Here is a 16,833-nt window from a genome sequence, read left to right as displayed (position 1 = left end):
ACCATGACCACACAGATGCCACCGCGCACCGCAGCACGGCCGACGAAGAGAGCCTGGAGGCAGGCCCGATTGGCCGAAGCGTCGCTCTACCTGTGCACCGAAGCCAGGACCTCTCAGGGCGACCTCGCCGAGTTCCTCGACGCCGCCTACCGCGGGGGCGTCGACATCATCCAACTGAGGGACAAGAGCCTCGAGGCCCGCGCGGAGATCGCAGCCTTGGAAGTCCTCCGGGATGCCGCCGTCCGTCACGGCAAGCTCTTCTCCGTCAACGACCGCGCCGACGTCGCACTGCTCACCGACGCCGATGTCTTCCACGTCGGTCAAGGCGACCTCACCAGCTCTCAGGCCAGGGCCGTACTCGGCCCCGATGTCATCCTCGGCCGCTCCACCCATTCCCTCGAACAGGCGCTCGCCGCCGAAGCGGACCCGGAGACCGACTATTTCTGTGTCGGACCCGTCTGGGAGACCCCGACGAAGCCCGGTCGCGCAGCCGTGGGAACGGCGCTGCTCACCGCCACCGCCGCCGAGGCGGACAAACCGTGGTTCGCCATCGGCGGGATCGCGGCGGGGGAGAGGCTGGACGCGGTCCGACAGGCGGGTGCGAACCGTGCCGTAGTCGTCCGTGCGATAACCTCGGCTGAGGATCCCGCGGCGGCCGCTCGGGAGCTCAAGGAGGAGTTGGAATGACCCAAGCAGCTGAGAGCGCAGCCCAGGGAACCGGTGCAGGCGCGGATCTGTCGATTCTCATCGCCGGGGCAGGTGCCACCGGCGGAGCCTTCGGCACCTATCTGCAGGAGGCCGGACGCGATGTCACATTCCTGCTCCGGCAGGCTCGAGCGGCGACGGTCCGCGCAGAAGGAATGCGCTTCACCGCTCCCGATGCCGATCGGACGAATCAGGTCGATGTCATCACCGCTGAGGAGCTCGAAGCCGCACCACGGATCTTCAACCTCGTCATCATCGCGGTCAAAGCCGGCGGCCTCGACTCGGTCATCGATGACATCGGACCGGCTGTCGGAGAGCAGACTACGATCATCCCGATCCTCAACGGCATGGCTCAGATCGAGAAGCTGCAGAACAGATACCCCGGACAGGTGCTCGGCGGATTCGTCAAGATCGTCGGCACCATCAGAGACGGAGCCGTCGTTCAGCTCACCGACCTGGCCGTGATGACCATCGGCGACCTCCACGGTGCCCAGGTGCCCGCGCGGATCTCCGACGCTCTCGACGTGCCGGGGTTCAAGCTCCAGACCGTCGCTGGAATCATCGACGGGCTGTGGGAGAAGTGGACCTTCATCGCCGCGGCCGGTGTCGTCACCTGCCTGTTCCGTGCTCCGGTCGGGGCGATCATGGAAGCCGGCGGCCGGTCGCATGTGCATGCCATCGTCGACGAGCTCGAAGCCGTGGCGGCAACGGCCGGACACCCGGTCTCGGAGGCCTCACACGCCATGACGCTGACGATGCTCACCGAGGACGGTTCGGCCTTCACCTCATCCCTCTACCGGGATGTGACGGCTGGGCTGCCGAGCGAAACGGAGCACATCCTCGGCGACATGGCGCTCAAGGCTGCGGAGCTGGGAGTGCCGACTCCTCTGCTCGACCTCACACTTGTGCAGCTGCGGGCAGGGGAAGCCCAGAAGCGGTCCTGACTTCAGCCGTGCCCGTGCGCAGCATCGTCAGATATGACTCCTGCGGCTGAGTGTGTTCGGTGTCGGTCGAACCGTGGGCTGCGGTGAATGTGACCATGGGGACTCCGTCGACATCATCGAGGACGAGCAGCGTCTCGTAACCGCCGGGGCCCACAGAATGTGAGCTGCCTGAGGGCAGGTCGAAGACGAGCCGCTCCAGCGGACTGTCGGGTTCGGGCGGCCGATTCATCTCCTGCGCCGCGACATCGGCGAACTGCTCGGCAGTGATGAGGTAGGCCTTGGCCGGTGTCGGTCCGGGGACGGAATGGTCGTAGAAGGCCATGCCACCGCCCCAGACTTTCGACTCTCCGGCAAAGTAGATCGTCCCGGGCAGCTCGATCCCGGCCTCTGCCTGGGGGAGGGTGCTGTCTCTGGCGCCCGGATAGGTCACCTTCGCACCGGGCGGTCGCCCGCCCTGCAGATAGCAGGCGAGCCGATCGCGGGCCATGTTCGATCCGTAGCTGACGTACCACACATGTGTTTGAGACATCCTCTCCATCATGACATCTCGGCCTCGGAGATTGTCGAATCGACTCCTGCTGCGGGTGCGGCGCCTGCTGCGTGTGCGGCGGCGCCGGCGCATGCTCTGCAGGCGTCGGGCGAGTTCGACGCTGCTGGTGATGGCCAGGGCGATTCCGATGCCGACGGCGACCCCGAGCAGCGGCCGGTCCTCGAAGAGCGTGCCCCCGATGAGTCCGATTCCCGTCGAATAGAGCGCCCAGGCCAGACTTCCGACTCCGTCCCAGAGCAGGAAGCTTCGGATCGGGAACCCGAGCAGGCCGGAGCCGATGGTCGCCAGACTGCGGCCTCCGGGAACGAACCGACCGGCGATGAGCACAGTCCCGCCTCGGCGAGAGAATGCCGTGTGGGCGGAGCCGAGGAGCTTCTCAATTCGGGACCACCGTCGCCACCGTCCGACCCCGGTCGCAGCGAAACGGCCGACAAGATGAGCCGCCAGATCGCCGAGGAGAGCTCCGGACGCAGCGGCGAGGACGAGCCCTGCTGGGTGCGGCTGCCCCGTCGCGGCGAAGGTCGCAGCGGTGATGAGCAGAGTCTCCGAGGGCACAATCGGCACGAGCGAGTCCAGAGCCGCGGCCAGGGCGATGAGCAGGTACACCCACGGAGAGGTGAGAGAGGCAGTGAGCAGCTCGAGTGCGAGATCCATACTTATCCACGCTAGGTACCGGGCGGGAAGGTCGGTACGCGGTCGGGCACACAGTCGGTGCGGTCGACCGGCAGGTGCCGTTGCGGAAAACCGGAATCCGAGACTGCGGTCGAACCCCCTGTGAGTCGGCGATCGGCGTTGCTACGATCGATTCATGCCCTGGCCGAGCGCGCTGTCCACCCGCCTTCCTCCCGAAGTACGGATGTTCGCCGCGCGGTGGACGCGGTCCGTCCTCGCTGTCGTGTGGGGTGGTCTGCTGTGCCTGCCGCTTGTCATCACCTCCGTTCTCCCGCCCACCTCACGTGTGGCCACGAGAGTCCGGGGCTGGGAACTCGCCCGGCACTCCCGCGGATTCGGACTCGTCCTCGCATCTGCACCGATGAAACGGCGATTCCTGCTCGGCAACGGCCTCGTCGCAGGTCTCGCCATCATCCCCACGGCGAACCTCCTCGGCGGATTCTTCGTCGTCACTCTCGGTTCGCTCTTCCAGGGATTCTTCATCGGGGGAGCCGTCAACATCGGGTTCGACATGTGGTCGATCTCCCAGCCGACGCTGTTCGTCGGTGTCCTCTACGGGGCGGCGAACCTCATCGGAACCGTCGCTCTGGCCGAGGCGGCCAGCTGGGCGCACAGCCGCATCGACGCGCATTTCGTCGAGGTGGAGCGCCCCTTCGCCGTCTACACCCGCATCAGCGAACTGCTGACGACCCGCCGTGGAGTCGTGCTCGCCATCGACGAGGAACGACGCCGGATCGAACGCGACCTGCACGACGGCGTGCAGCAGAACGTCGTGTCCCTGTCTGTGCTCATCGCGCGTGCCAGGCGGGCCTCCGACCCGGTGAAGACCGAATCCCTGCTCGACGATGCGCTGATCCAGTCCCAGGACCTCATCGACGAGATGCGGGAAGTCGCTTGGCGGGTCTATCCCACAGCGCTGGATGAGCATGGGCTTCGCCCCGTGCTCGAGCGGATCGCCGGGCGCAGCCCCGTACCGCTGACCCTCCAGACCGTGCCGGAGGGCAGATTTCCGGCAGCAGTGGAATCTGCGACCTACTTCTTCGTTCGTGAGGCCGTGACGAACGTCGTCAAACACGCCGAGGCGACCGCGATCACGGTGAGCATCGTCGCCGAGGCGCAGACGGCGCTGACCGTGACCATCTCCGATGACGGCCGCGGCGGAGCCGATCCGCGCGGGGGAGGACTCCAAGGGCTTGCGCGACGGGTCGGTGCCCTCGACGGGAGTCTCAATGTCGACTCCGCAGAGGGCACGGGCACGACGGTGAGCGCTTGGATCCCGCTCGGTGCCGAAGCACAGATGGGCAGCACGAAGAGTGAGAAGAGCTAGAGGTGACCATGACAGAGATACAGACGGAGAATCAGATGCGCGTCGTTCTCGCCGATGATGCGGTGCTGCTGCGTGAAGGCGTCCGCAGTCTGCTCGAAGACGAAGGGATCAGCGTCGTCGCGTCCGTCGGAGACGGAGGCGAGCTGCTGCGGGCGGTCGCCGAGCTGCGACCGACCTTGGCGATCGTCGACGTGCGGATGCCGCCGACCCACACCACCGAAGGGCTGGAGGCGGCATTGGCGATCAAACGGCGCTTTCCGGACATCGGCGTGCTCGTGCTCAGCCAATACGTGCTGCGTGAATATGCGACAGAACTGCTGAGCACCGAGTCGGTGGGCGTCGGCTACCTGCTGAAGAACCGGGTGACCGACATCGACCGGTTCCTCGAATCGGTCCATCGGATTGCCGAGGGCGGAACGGTCATCGACCCCGACGTCGTCCGTCAGCTGCTCACCACCTCGGAGAGGCAGAACACGCTGTCGACCCTGACCCGCGGGAAAGCGAAGTGCTCGAAGCGATGGCCGAGGGACTGTCGAACCGGGGCATCGGCGAGCGACTCTTCGTCTCGGTCAGCTCCGTCGAGAAGGCCATCAGCGCGATCTTCGACAAACTCGGCCTCCAAGCGGGGGAGACGACGAGCCGCCGCGTCGAGGCAGTGCTCGCCTACCTCAACCGGGAGTGAAAGAATCGGACCGAGAAGCGCCACCTGGGCCGAGAATGAGGAGAGAAATGAAACGCCGACTGCCTGATCTCAAAGAGCTCGCTCCATTGCTCCAGTTCGACCTGCCCCGCCTCGACCGAGTCGCCGCGAGGTTGGAGTCGGCCGCAGACATCTGGGACCTCCGCCGCATCGCCAAGCGCGTGACGCCGACGGCTCCGTTCGACTATGTCGACGGTGCCGCTCTGGATGAGCGGACATTGGCGAAGAACCGTGACGCGCTGGGCAACGTCGAGCTGCTTCCCCGAATCCTCCATGGAGTCGACGCCCCGGACACGTCGACGACGATCGCCGGCACCCGAACCGCACTGCCCTTCGGCATCGCCCCGACCGGATACACACGCATGATGCACTCCGAAGGCGAAGTCGCCGGAGTGCGTGCGGCGTCGAAGGCCGGAATCCCGTTCTCACTGTCGACGATGGGCACGACCTCTGTCGAAGACGTCGCGCAGGCGGCACCGGATTCCACCCGGTGGTTCCAGCTCTACCTGTGGAAGGACCGGCAACGCAGCCTTGACCTGATCCAGCGGGCCGCCGCCAGCGGATATGAGACCCTTTTGGTCACCGTCGACACCCCGATCACCGGTCAGCGTCTGCGTGATCACCGCAACGGTCTGACGATCCCACCCCGACTGACGCTGGGGACCATCCTCGACGCCTCCTATCGCCCCGGCTGGTGGTTCAACTTCCTCACCACCGAACCGCCGAAGTACGCATCACTGTCGAACACCTCCCAGTCCCTGGCGGAGATGACAGCGACGATGTTCGATCCGACTCTCGACCTCGATGACCTGCGTTGGATCCGCGAACAGTGGACCGGGCGACTGTTCGTCAAGGGCATTCTCACTGCCGAGGATGCCCAGCGCGCGCAATCCGTCGGAGCCGATGGACTCGTCGTCTCCAACCACGGCGGCCGTCAGCTGGATCGGGCTCCGGACCCGCTGACGTCACTGGCCGAAGTCCGAGCGGAGGTCGGACCGGAGATGGAGCTGATCTTCGACTCCGGGATCATGTCCGGCACCGATGTCGTCGCCGCACTGTGCGCCGGGGCGGACTTCGTGCTCATCGGCCGGGCGTATCTGTACGGCCTCATGGCCGGCGGTCAGCGAGGCGTCGAGAGGGCGATCGCCCTCATCCAGCAGGAGATCCTCACCGCCATGGGTCTCATGGGCGTCCGCAACATCTCCGACCTCGGTCCCGAACTCGTCCGGGGCCTGCCTCATGCACCGGCCTCGGACCGGAAGCTGTCGGCCGACTCCCTGTGAGTCTCCGTCAGGCCTGCAGCAGACGTGTGAGCAGTCGGAACTGATGGACCGAGATCTCCGCCGGATCGACGGCCGCGCTGTCGTCCTCCGTCAGTGACAGAGCCCTTTCATCGAAAGTGCGCAGCAGTGAGAACACCGTCAGTGTCTGGAGTTCGAGCGGACAATCAACATCGATCGCCTCGGCCTTACGCCCGACGATGAGTACGGCGCGCACCCACTCTTCGACATGGCCGGCGAGCTCCCGGACCGCGGGACTGTCCGCATTCGCATAGACGATGTGCCACAGACGCGTGAGCTCGGGGCTCTCCGGCCATGTTCGCGCGATGTTGCCCCAGACCGAGCGTGCTCGGTCCCAGAACCCGTCTGAGAAAGTCTCCGGAGCAGGCGGTGTCCAGAACCGGCGGGCGGATGCAGCGAGATCGGCGACGACGAGGGCGAAGAGGTCGTCCTTCGAATCGACGACATGGTAGAAGGAGCTCTTGCTCATCCCGCAGGTGGAGATGATGCGATTGAGCGACGCCTCCTCGAACGTTCGCGAAGCGAATTCTCGCGCGGCGGCGTCAATGAGCGCGGCGCGCTTCTCGGGGCGCATACGCGCCAACGCAGTCTCGGACACGTCGTCAGTGTAGCAATCGCCATCCAGTTTATGGACCATCCGGTCCAGTCGGTGATATCGTGTGTGGACCACCCGGTCCACATTGAGGGTGGCACATTGAACTGGATCGACGAAGGAGCTCATACATGATCACCAGCGTCACGGTCGACGACCAGCTGAAAGACGTGAGTCCAGAAGAGCCGCGCATCCTCATCGTCGGAGCCGGAATCGCCGGAATCACCCTGGCTCAGCTGCTCAGGGGCCGCGGGATGCACCCGGTCCTCATCGACCGCTCGGCCGATTCCGGCCGCATGATCGGCGACAACCGCGCCGGATACATGCTCGCCCTCATGCCGATGGTCGATCCCATCATCGACGAACTCGACTGCCGGGAGGCTTACCTCGAATCCAGCGTCGGCATCGACCGCTATATCGCCCATGCGCATACCGGCAGAGTCCTCAGGCAGGACCGCCTCGGTGACCTGCTGGCCGACTACGGCGACTACCGCGGAATCTCCCGCGCAGCACTGCTCGACGTGCTCACCGCCAGCGACTGCTCGATCGCGTTCGGCACCACAGTGACAGAACTGTCCGAAGCCGGAGCCACTGTGACTCTGGCCCAAGGAGGCCATGGGGGCCAAGATGCAGAGCACGATTTCGATGTCGTCGTCATCGCTGACGGAATGAACTCCCGCACCCGCGGACTCGTAAACGGCAAGACTGCGTTGACCGACCCCGGAAAGAACGCCAAGCCCGCCGCGACAGGCGCCGACGGGCCGTCGCCCGTGTCGGCAGTGGATACGACCTGGGGCGGATGGGTCTGCTGGGCCGAAGCCGATGATGATCAGAGTGCCGTCGACGAGGTCTGGGGCGACGGATTCTTCCTCGGAATGTATCCGGTCAAGGACGGAATCGGCGTCTTCCTCGGCTGTCCCGACTCTCGGCAGCCGCTCGGCCCGCGACGATTCGCCGCCGAGGTCCGCAACCGTCTCACGGTGCTGACGCCGCGGATCGACGCCTGTCTCACCGCGGTCGAGGAGGCGGAATCACCCTTCTTCTGGCCGTTGCGGGATTCACGGGCACACCGGTGGTGCCACGGACGGACCGTTCTGCTCGGTGATGCGGCGGCCGGGTTCCTCCCCACGGCCGGAATCGGTGCTGGCATGGCGATGGAATCGGCCGGAGTGCTCGCCGGCGAACTCTCCGCCCTGGCCGCTCGGCCCAGCACGGCCTCAAGCGCGGGCAGTTCAGTTGCCGCCGAACCGGTGGCCGCGCTCGAACGTTTCGAAGCCCGCCAGCGACCGCGTGTCGAGGCTGCTCACGATAATTCGCGGTCTCTGGCCCGACTGATGTTCGGCCGTTCCCGCCTCTTCGCATTCGCCCGCGACCAGGCGTTCCGCGTCATCAGCATCCGCTCCGCGCTCAAGCCGATACTGCAGCTGCTCGAATCCCCACCCGAGCGGCTGTGACCCTCCTCCCAGACTGCGTCCCCATCGGCCTCGAACGGGCCCGTGTGTGGTAGGAATGGCCAGGGTCCTCGTGCGCGGACCTGCCGAACCACGAACGAGGATGACCATGGGAATGACAGCCGCCTCGGCGAGCGAAGAACGCCGACTCCGACGGGGACTGAAGTCTCGCCACCTGCAGATGATCGCCATCGGCGGTGCCATCGGCACCGGACTCTTCCTCGGCTCAGGCGGCACGATCTCACAGGCCGGGCCCGGCGGTGCCCTCCTGGCCTACGCCGCGATCGGCATCATGGTCCTCTTCGTCATGCAGTCTCTCGGTGAGATGTCGACCCACCTGCCGGTGGCCGGATCGTTCCACACCTACGGCACTAAATACGTCAGCCCCTCATTCGGCTTCGCCATGGGCTGGAACTACTGGTTCAACTGGGCGATCACCTTGGCCGCCGAGCTCGTCGCAGCCGGTGTCATCATGTCCTTCTGGCTCCCCGATGTGCCGTCATGGATCTGGGCGGCGGTCTTCCTCATCCTCCTCGCCGGGCTGAACTTCCTGTCCGCGAAGGCCTTCGGCGAAGGCGAATTCTGGTTCGCCGCCATCAAGGTCACAGCCGTCCTGGCGTTCCTCGTCCTCGGCGTTCTCATGATCTTCGGCATCCTCGGCGGAACCTCACCCGGAATGAGCAACTGGACGACGGGCGAGGCTCCGTTCGTCGGCGGATGGATGTCTGTCATCAGCGTGTTCATGATCGCCGGGTTCTCGTTCCAGGGCACCGAACTCGTCGGCGTCACCGCAGGGGAGTCGGAGAACCCTCGCAAGGACATGCCGCGAGCCATCCGCACCGTGTTCTGGCGCATCATGCTCTTCTACATCGGCGCCATCGCCGTCATCGGGTTCCTCCTGCCCTACACGGACCCCTCTCTGCTGGCCTCGGCGAACAACGAGGACATCACCGCCTCGCCGTTCACGCTCGTCTTCGAGCGCGCCGGCATCGCCGTGGCCGCCGGGATGATGAACGCCGTCATCCTCACCGCGATCCTCTCGGCCGGCAACTCCGGCCTCTACGCCTCCACCCGCATGCTCTACGCCATGGCCAAAGAGGGAACCGCGCCGAGGCTGTTCGCCCGTCTCAACGAACGCGGAGTCCCCGTCATGGCGCTGCTGGCCACCGCCATGATCGGCCTGTTCGGATTCCTCACCGAGATCATGGGCGACGGTGGGGCCTATACCTGGCTGATGAACGTCTCCGGACTCTCCGGCTTCATCGTCTGGGTCGGCATCGCATGGTGTCACTTCCGGTTCCGCCGCGCCTATGTGCGGCAGGGGCACAATGTTGCGGACCTGCCCTACCGGGCGCCGCTGTTCCCGATCGGGCCGGTCATCGCGCTCATCATGCTCATCGTCGTCATCATCGGCCAGAACGTGCAGGCCATTGTCAACGGCCAGCTGCTCCAGGTCGCCAGCGCCTATGCCGGGCTTCCCGCGTTCCTGCTCCTGTGGGTCATCCACCGCATCGTCACCGGCCGGCGCTCACTAATGGTCGCCCTCGATGACATGGACGTCGAGGGACTTGAGATCAAGGCGTCCTGACCCGAGGGTCGCTTCCTCGCCGAGACGGCCTCGCGGTGGGAATCACGCCACCGGAAAAATGAGTTAAGCTAGGCTCGCCTAACTACTCAAGAAGGATTCCATGCGCCGTATTCTCGCCCCAGTGATTGCCTCTGTCCTCGTCCTCGCCGGCTGCGGCGGAGGAGGGGGCACAGCCGAGGAAGCCTCGGGTCCCACCGTCGAAACGAAATTCGGCGCCGTCGAGGTGCCTGCCGATCCGCAGAGGGTCGTGTCTCTGGGGTGGGGTGATGCCGAGACCGCGCTGGCGCTCGGCGTCCAGCCCGTCGGTGCCTCCGACTGGGTCGAATTCGGCGGCACGGGCGTCGGCCCCTGGGCCGAGGATCTCTACGACGAAGCCCCGGAGATCATCGAGACGATGGAACCCGACTACGAGGCCATCGCCGCCCTGGAGCCCGACGTCATCCTCGATACGAACAGCTCCGGAGAGAAGAAGCGCTACGACCGCCTCTCCGAGATCGCTCCGACGGTCGGAGTTCCCGAAGGCGGCGACAACTACCTGACGACGATGGACCAGCAGGTCGAGCTCGTCTCCCAGGCACTCGGCAAGGCCGACGACGGGAAGAAGCTGCTCGACGACCTCGACAAGACCTACGCCGATGCGCGCGAAGCTCATCCGGAGTTCAAGGACAAGTCCGTGACCGTGGCATCGAAGACCTCCGAGGGCTGGGGTGCCTATGTCGAGGAGTCAGGTCGTGTGCAGGTCATGGAGCAGCTCGGCTTCAAGCAGTCCGAGACGATTGCCGGAATGAAAGCCGAAGGCTTCTCCGTTCCGATCTCCGAGGAGAACCTCGATCAACTCGACGCAGACCTGCTTCTGACGTTCCCGATCTACATCGAGGACAAGGAAGTCACCGAGGATGCTGCCTACAAGCGCATCCCGGCCGTCGAAGACGGACACGACTTCGTTCTGACCAAGGACAACGACGACATCCGCAAGGCGTTCTCACTCAACTCGATCCTCTCGGCCGAGTACACCGCGGAGCAGCTCCCGGGACTCATCGCCGACAAGGTGAAGTAACCGACTGACGAGCGCTGCTGCGCGCCCCTGCGCAGAACTTAAGCAGAACTCACACGGCGGCACGCCACGCATCGAGGCCGAGGTCGATGATGCGGGCGTGCCGCACACTTTGCAGCGAATCGATCGGCAGCCATTCCGCCCGATCCGTCGTCCCATCGACTTCGAGAGTGCCCAGGGTGCCCCCGATGATCCGAGCCTCATAGACGACGCGGGCTCCTTTGAAGGGACGAGCCGTCGAGTCGCCGAAAGCCGGATTGCGACGTGACTCCGTGAATGAATGTGTGGTCAGGGGGCCGACCAGTTCGGCGTCGAAGCCGGTCTCCTCCTTGATCTCCCGGATCGTGCCCGCTTCGATGCTCTCGTCGAACTCGATTCCGCCGCCGGGCAGCGTCCAGATCGCGTGCAGGCGGTCCTTCCCGCCGTTGAACCAGCTGAGGAGGATTTCGTCGTCGTCATTGACGATGACCGCGTAACCGGCAAGTCGAGTGTCATATTCGGAGAAGTGCATGACCTCACCCTACCCGCGTCAGCAGTGACCGCCGGGGGGTGAAACTCAACAGGGCTGCTGATATGCAGAACGGCACGGGATAGGCTGAAGACGTGACCACCATCAACAGCACTCGCATCGGCGAATCCGGGCGCCTGGTCGTCTTCCTCCACGGCCTGTTCGGCCGGGGCAAGAACTTCACCCGCATCGCCAAAGACATCGAGCCCGAATTCTCCAGCCTTCTGATCGACCTGCCCAATCACGGCGAGTCCGATTGGACCGAGAACTTCGACTACGTCGATCTCGCCGATGCCGTGGCCGCCCATATCGCCGAGGCGGTCGACCCCGACGACCAGCCCGTGCACCTGGTCGGGCATTCCCTGGGTGGAAAGGTCGCCATGGTGCTCGCCCTGCGTCACTCGGAACTCATCGACCGTCTCGTCGTCGTCGACATCGGACCTAACGCCGGCGGGTCCACCGGAGTCTTCGACCATCTGCTCTCCAGCCTCGCCGCCCTCGACCTCGACCGGATCGAATCGCGCACTGACGCCGATGCGGCACTTCAGGAGCCGATCCCCGAGGCCGCGATCAGGGGATTCCTGCTGCAGAACCTGCGCCCCACCTCGGCGGGATATTCCTGGCAGCCCAACCTCGACCTCCTGCATTCGAGCCTCGATATCATCGGGGACTTCCCCGTAGTGGGCGATGCCGTATTCGACCACCGCGTCCTCTGGGTCGCCGGCGAGAAGTCGGACTACGTCGACCGTGACGACCTGCCGCACATGCGCAGACTGTTCCCACGCACCACCCTGCTCACCGTCAAAGGCTCGGGACACTGGGTGCATTCGGAGAAGCCGCGGGAGTTCGTCTCAGCACTGACGACATTCCTCAGCCGTCCCTGAAAAGGAATATGCTGAACGCGCTCGACGTTGCCACAGCGACGAGCACAATTGGACTCAAACTCTCAGGAGGAATGCGTGAGCACTTCGATCCCGGCCGATCCCGCAGAGAAGTTCGCCGAATACGCGGACGGAACCCGACTGGTCAGCACCGATTGGGTGGCTGAGCATGCAGGCGATCCCGGACTCGTCATCGTCGAAAGCGACGAAGACGTGCTGCTCTACGAAACCGGGCACATTCCCGGAGCGGTCAAGGTCGATTGGCACACTGAACTCAATGACCCCGTGACCCGTGACTACGTCGACGGCGAAGGCTTCGCCGCACTCATGTCCGCCAAGGGCATCTCGCGTGAGGACACCATCGTCGTCTACGGCGACAAGTCCAACTGGTGGGCCGCCTACGCGCTGTGGGTCTTCACCCTCTTCGGTCACGAAGACGTCCGCCTCATGGACGGCGGTCGCGCGAAATGGCAGGCCGAAGGCCGCGAGATGACCACCGAGAAGCCGAAGCCCGCACCCACCGAATACCCTGTCGTCGAACGCGACGATTCGGTCATCCGCGCCTTCCTGCCCGAGGTCCGCGACAGCCTCGGCGAACTGCCGCTCATCGATGTGCGCAGCCCGGAGGAATACACCGGCGAACGCACCCATATGCCCGCCTATCCGGAGGAGGGAGCGCTGCGCGGCGGCCATATCCCTGGCGCGAAGTCGATGCCTTGGGGCAAGGCAGCCAACGAAGACGGCACCTTCAAGTCCGCAGCCGAACTCAAGGAGCTCTACACCGAGCAGGCGGGACTGGGCGAGAGCGATGAGGTCATCGCCTACTGCCGGATCGGCGAACGCTCCAGCCACACCTGGTTCGTCCTCAAGCACCTCCTCGGTTACAGCAACGTGCGCAACTACGACGGTTCCTGGACCGAATGGGGCAACGTCGTCGGCGTGCCGATCGTCACCGGGGCAGAACCCGGAGAGGTTCGCGGACGCTGATGACTGAGACGACGACGCCCAAGATCGACGACCTGCCGGAGGCTGTGGCAGAGATCGTCACGGATTTCGCCGAACCCCGGCCGATGACCGTCTCCAGGTGCTTCTGGAGTTCGCGACGGACCTTCCCGACCTGCCGGAGAAGTACACGGACCATCCGGAGCTGCTCGAGCCCGTGCCCGAATGCCAGTCGCCGATCTTCCTCGTCACCGAGGTGGCCGACCCCGAGGCGGGGGAGCAGGCGGAAGTGCGGCTGCACTTCTCCGCACCTCCGGAGGCGCCGACCACGCGCGGCTTCGCCGGGATCCTGCACGAAGGGCTCGACGGAGCCAGCGCCGAGGCGATCCTGTCGGTTCCCGCCGACCTGCCCCTGCGGCTGTCGATGTCGGAGATCGTCAGCCCGCTGAGGCTGCGCGGAATGAGCGGAATGCTCTCGCGGATTCAGCGACAGGTGTCCGAGAGGATCGGCAAGATCACAGCCGAGTGAGACCTCTCTCGCTTGGCTGAGGTGGTCCGGTGAGTTACAGTGTGGTTAGCCTGCCCTTAGTCACCTGACCGCCTAATGACTCGAAGGACCACCTCGATGACCGGTTCCGCCACCTCTGCCGAGGCGAAACCGCATACCGACACCAGTCATCCGACCGGTGGCAGCCTGCGGATCAGAAGAGCGCTGGGACTCGTCGCGGCACTCATCACGCTCGTCGTCGTCATCGCGGCGTCACTGGCTATCGGTGCGCGGGACATGCCGATCTCGGAAGTCCTCGGAGCCTTCTTCGCCCCCACCGGCAGCGACGATCAGCTCGTCGTCCTCGAACTGCGGCTGCCGCGGACTGTCCTCGGCATCCTCGTCGGAATGGGTCTGGGCCTGGCCGGCGGGCTCATCCAAGCCCTGACCCGCAACCCTCTGGCTGATCCGGGCATCCTCGGCGTCAACGCCGGAGCGTCCCTGGCGATCACGATCGGTGTCGCGTTCTTCGGGATCTCCTCGATCACCGGATACATCTGGTTCGCCTTCGCCGGAGCCCTCGTCGCCACCGTCGGGGTCTATGTCATCGGTTCCGCAGGCCGCAGCCGCACGGTCGATCCGATTCGCCTGACCCTGGCCGGAGTCGCCGTCGCCGCAGTGCTCACCGGACTGACCAAAGCGATCCTGCTGACCAACGAACGTGCCTTCGACGCATTCCGGTCCTGGGACGTCGGCGCGATCGCCGGCCGTGATTTCGATACGGTCACCGCGATCCTGCCGTTCATCGTCATCGGCACAGTGCTCGCACTGGCACTGTCCCACTCACTCAACGCCGTGGCTCTCGGCGACGACCTGGCCGCCAGCCTCGGCACCTCGGTCAATCGCACGCGGGTGCTCTCCATCCTCGCCGTGACCGTCCTCGCCGGAGCGGCCACGGCCGCAGCCGGGCCGATCGGATTCATCGGTCTGATGATTCCGCATATCGCACGGTGGATCGTCGGTCCCGACCAGCGCTGGATCCTCGGCTACTCGGTCGTCCTGTCACCTATTCTGCTCCTGGCCTCGGACGTCATCGGCAGAGTCGTGATGAAGCCCGGCGAACTCCAGGTCGGAGTCGTCACTGCGTTCGTCGGTGCTCCGGTGCTTATCGCCCTTGTCCGACGGAAGAAGGCGAGCGGTCTGTGAAATCCACCAACGTCGCGGTTCCCGACCGCACCCTCACCGCGGACCCGCACGCCTTGCCGGGGGAGAAGATCGACTTCGGCCGGCCCATGTTGCGCGTCTTCGGATTCCGCATCGATATGCGGGTCGTCATCACCGCCGGAATCATCACTCTCCTTGCCTTGGTCTGCGGTTTCGCCGGTCTCATGCTCGGCAAGTTCTCGCTGACTCCGACCGAAGTCTTCCAAGGCCTGTTCGGTGCCGCGGAGAAGCGCATCGTCAACACAGTCGTGGGCGAATGGCGGGCACCGCGCATCATCGCCGGCATCGTCCTCGGAGCCGGGCTCGGAGTCTCCGGAGCCGTATTCCAATCACTGACGCGCAACCCACTGGGCTCTCCGGACATCATCGGCTTCTCCACCGGTGCCTACACCGGAGGCATCGTCACGATCATCGTCTTCGGCACGAGCTTCGTCTCCACCGCGGCAGGAGCGATCATCGGGGGACTCCTCACCGCACTGGTCGTCTACCTGCTCACGTGGAAAGGCGGAGTGCAGGGGTTCCGGCTCATCATCGTCGGAATCGCTCTGACGGCCATGCTCAATGCCTTCAACACCTGGCTGATCATGCGCGCCGATCTTGAGCTCGCGATGGCCGCCGCCACCTGGGGCGCCGGCACCCTCAACGGAATGGGCTGGTCGACGATCGCTCCGGCCGCTGTGGCCACGATCGTTCTCGGACTGGCCTGCGGACTCTTCTCCCGGGACCTCGGGACCTTGGAACTCGGCGACGATACGGCGAAGGCCCTGGGTGTGCGCAATGAGCCCATCCGCGCCGTGCTCATCGTCATCGCCGTCGCCCTCGTCGCCGTGGTCACGGCCGCAGCCGGCCCGATCGCCTTCGTCGCCTTGGCGGCCCCGCAGATCGGACGCCGGATCGCACGGGCACAAGGCACCAGCCTCCTGACCTCTGCGGCCGTCGGAGCTCTGCTCCTCGTCGCCGCCGACCTCATCGCCCAGCATGCGTTCGGCGACATCCAACTGCCCGTCGGCGTGATCACCGTGAGCATCGGCGGCATCTACCTCATCTGGCTCCTCATCCAAGAAGCTCGGAAGGCATCATGAGCATTCCCAACACCGCGGGCGCATCGTCACCGCTGATCGCCGAGAACCTCGACCTGGCCTATGACCAGCGCCAGATCGTCAGCGATCTCGATGTGAGCATTCCCGATGGAAAGTTCTCGATCATCGTCGGACCCAATGCCTGCGGCAAGTCGACCTTGCTGCGAGCACTGGCGCGGCTGCTGCCGCCGGCGAAGGGCACAGTGCTGCTCGACGGGAACAACATCGAGAAGATGAAGACGAAGAAGATCGCCCAGCGCCTGGGTCTGCTCCCGCAGTCGTCCATCGCTCCCGACGGGATCACGGTCGCCGAACTGGTCTCCCGCGGGCGGCACCCGCACCAGTCATTCCTGCGCCAGTGGACCGACGCGGATGAAGCCGCTGTCCTGTCGGCGCTGCGGGCGACGAACACCGAAGAGCTGTCCTCACGGCTCGTCGACGAACTCTCCGGCGGTCAGCGCCAACGCGTCTGGGTGGCCATGGTGCTTGCCCAGGAGACATCGCTGCTGCTGCTCGACGAACCGACGACCTTCCTCGACGTCGCCTACCAGATCGAGCTGCTCGACCTGTTCTCGCAGCTCAATCACGAATACGGGCACACGCTGGTCGCCGTGCTTCACGACCTCAACCAAGCCTGTCGGTACGCCGATGAGATCATCGCGATGAAGGACGGTTCCATCGTCGCTCAGGGACCGCCGGAGACGATCATCACCTCGGAACTCGTCCACGAGGTCTTCGGCATCGAGTGCACGGTCATCGACGATCCGGTGACAGACGCTCCGATGATCGTGGCAGGAGCGCCGAAGAAGACCTTCGCCCAGCGCTGAG

General features: G+C 65.2%; 16 protein-coding genes and 1 pseudogene. 14 read left to right on the top strand and 3 right to left on the bottom strand.

Features of this window, described 5'->3' with window-relative positions; translation table 11 throughout:
- Positions 1-3 precede the first annotated feature (3 nt).
- The gene (gene thiE / locus AC2W7L_RS03425; protein WP_486003278.1) at positions 4-687 is read left to right on the top strand and encodes a thiamine phosphate synthase; all 684 of its coding nucleotides are present in this window, start codon (positions 4-6) and stop codon (positions 685-687) included.
- Positions 684-1,649 carry a ketopantoate reductase family protein gene (locus tag AC2W7L_RS03420; RefSeq protein ID WP_486003277.1) on the top strand — a complete coding sequence of 322 codons (966 nt, stop codon included), beginning with the start codon at positions 684-686 and terminating at the stop codon, positions 1,647-1,649. The genes thiE and AC2W7L_RS03420 overlap by 4 nt, the downstream gene beginning before the upstream one ends.
- Here the strand turns inward: AC2W7L_RS03420 and AC2W7L_RS03415 are convergent.
- Complete coding sequence (locus tag AC2W7L_RS03415; protein ID WP_486003276.1) at positions 1,603-2,853, bottom strand: DedA family protein; 1,251 nt, start codon at positions 2,851-2,853, stop codon at positions 1,603-1,605. The two genes, AC2W7L_RS03420 and AC2W7L_RS03415, sit on opposite strands and share 47 nt — an antisense overlap.
- A gap of 154 nt (positions 2,854-3,007) precedes the next feature.
- Here AC2W7L_RS03415 and AC2W7L_RS03410 point away from each other — a divergent pair, with 154 nt between their 5' ends.
- From AC2W7L_RS03410 to AC2W7L_RS03400, 3 genes are read left to right on the top strand one after another with little or no spacing between them, the layout of a single operon-like run.
- On the top strand, positions 3,008-4,198 hold the full coding sequence (locus tag AC2W7L_RS03410) for a sensor histidine kinase (protein ID WP_486003275.1): 1,191 nt from the start codon (positions 3,008-3,010) through the stop codon (positions 4,196-4,198).
- Positions 4,199-4,206: 8 nt separating this feature from the next.
- Positions 4,207-4,947 (top strand): response regulator, encoded by a 741-nt coding sequence (locus AC2W7L_RS03405; protein ID WP_486003274.1) that lies wholly within the window; start codon positions 4,207-4,209, stop codon positions 4,945-4,947.
- Positions 4,928-6,181, top strand: coding sequence for an alpha-hydroxy acid oxidase (locus AC2W7L_RS03400; protein WP_486003273.1), 1,254 nt, complete (start codon positions 4,928-4,930; stop codon positions 6,179-6,181). Before AC2W7L_RS03405 ends, AC2W7L_RS03400 begins: the two co-directional genes overlap by 20 nt.
- A 7-nt stretch (positions 6,182-6,188) precedes the next feature.
- Here AC2W7L_RS03400 and AC2W7L_RS03395 read toward each other — a convergent pair whose 3' ends face one another.
- The gene (locus AC2W7L_RS03395; RefSeq protein ID WP_486003272.1) at positions 6,189-6,797 is read right to left on the bottom strand and encodes a TetR/AcrR family transcriptional regulator; all 609 of its coding nucleotides are present in this window, start codon (positions 6,795-6,797) and stop codon (positions 6,189-6,191) included.
- Between the two features lie 125 nt (positions 6,798-6,922).
- Here AC2W7L_RS03395 and AC2W7L_RS03390 point away from each other — a divergent pair, with 125 nt between their 5' ends.
- The 3 genes from AC2W7L_RS03390 (at position 6,923) to AC2W7L_RS03380 (ending at position 10,887) form a co-directional block, all read left to right on the top strand.
- Positions 6,923-8,245: an FAD-dependent oxidoreductase gene (locus AC2W7L_RS03390; RefSeq protein WP_486003271.1), complete on the top strand. Its 1,323-nt coding sequence runs from the start codon at positions 6,923-6,925 to the stop codon at positions 8,243-8,245.
- 106 nt (positions 8,246-8,351) lie between these two features.
- A complete protein-coding gene (locus AC2W7L_RS03385; RefSeq protein ID WP_486003270.1) occupies positions 8,352-9,830 on the top strand; it encodes an amino acid permease in 1,479 nt (492 codons plus the stop codon).
- 100 nt (positions 9,831-9,930) lie between these two features.
- Positions 9,931-10,887: an iron-siderophore ABC transporter substrate-binding protein gene (locus AC2W7L_RS03380; RefSeq protein WP_486003269.1), complete on the top strand. Its 957-nt coding sequence runs from the start codon at positions 9,931-9,933 to the stop codon at positions 10,885-10,887.
- A gap of 49 nt (positions 10,888-10,936) precedes the next feature.
- Here the strand turns inward: AC2W7L_RS03380 and AC2W7L_RS03375 are convergent, their stop codons facing one another.
- Positions 10,937-11,395, bottom strand: a complete 459-nt coding sequence (locus tag AC2W7L_RS03375; RefSeq protein ID WP_486003268.1) for an NUDIX hydrolase — start codon at positions 11,393-11,395, stop codon at positions 10,937-10,939.
- A gap of 92 nt (positions 11,396-11,487) precedes the next feature.
- On the opposite strand from AC2W7L_RS03375, the gene AC2W7L_RS03370 reads away from it, so the two are divergent.
- The 6 genes and pseudogenes from AC2W7L_RS03370 to AC2W7L_RS03345 all read left to right on the top strand — a co-directional run bounded on the left by AC2W7L_RS03370 (position 11,488) and on the right by AC2W7L_RS03345 (position 16,832).
- The gene (locus tag AC2W7L_RS03370) at positions 11,488-12,276 is read left to right on the top strand and encodes an alpha/beta fold hydrolase (RefSeq protein WP_486003267.1); all 789 of its coding nucleotides are present in this window, start codon (positions 11,488-11,490) and stop codon (positions 12,274-12,276) included.
- A 75-nt stretch (positions 12,277-12,351) separates the two neighbouring features.
- Positions 12,352-13,260: a sulfurtransferase gene (locus tag AC2W7L_RS03365; protein WP_486003266.1), complete on the top strand. Its 909-nt coding sequence runs from the start codon at positions 12,352-12,354 to the stop codon at positions 13,258-13,260.
- Positions 13,260-13,744, top strand: a pseudogene (locus AC2W7L_RS03360) (SufE family protein). Before AC2W7L_RS03365 ends, AC2W7L_RS03360 begins: the two are co-directional and overlap by 1 nt.
- A gap of 96 nt (positions 13,745-13,840) precedes the next feature.
- Complete coding sequence (locus tag AC2W7L_RS03355; protein WP_486003265.1) at positions 13,841-14,908, top strand: iron chelate uptake ABC transporter family permease subunit; 1,068 nt, start codon at positions 13,841-13,843, stop codon at positions 14,906-14,908.
- A gap of 86 nt (positions 14,909-14,994) precedes the next feature.
- Positions 14,995-16,008, top strand: a complete 1,014-nt coding sequence (locus tag AC2W7L_RS03350) for a FecCD family ABC transporter permease (protein ID WP_486003355.1) — start codon at positions 14,995-14,997, stop codon at positions 16,006-16,008.
- The gene (locus AC2W7L_RS03345; RefSeq protein WP_486003264.1) at positions 16,005-16,832 is read left to right on the top strand and encodes an ABC transporter ATP-binding protein; all 828 of its coding nucleotides are present in this window, start codon (positions 16,005-16,007) and stop codon (positions 16,830-16,832) included. Before AC2W7L_RS03350 ends, AC2W7L_RS03345 begins: the two co-directional genes overlap by 4 nt.
- Position 16,833 lies beyond the last annotated feature (1 nt).

The sequence above is a fragment of the Brevibacterium sp. LAARM3_SD1 genome (genome assembly GCF_057364765.1).
Note: the sequence above shows the minus strand (reverse complement) of the source record. Positions and strands in the feature narration are given on the sequence as shown.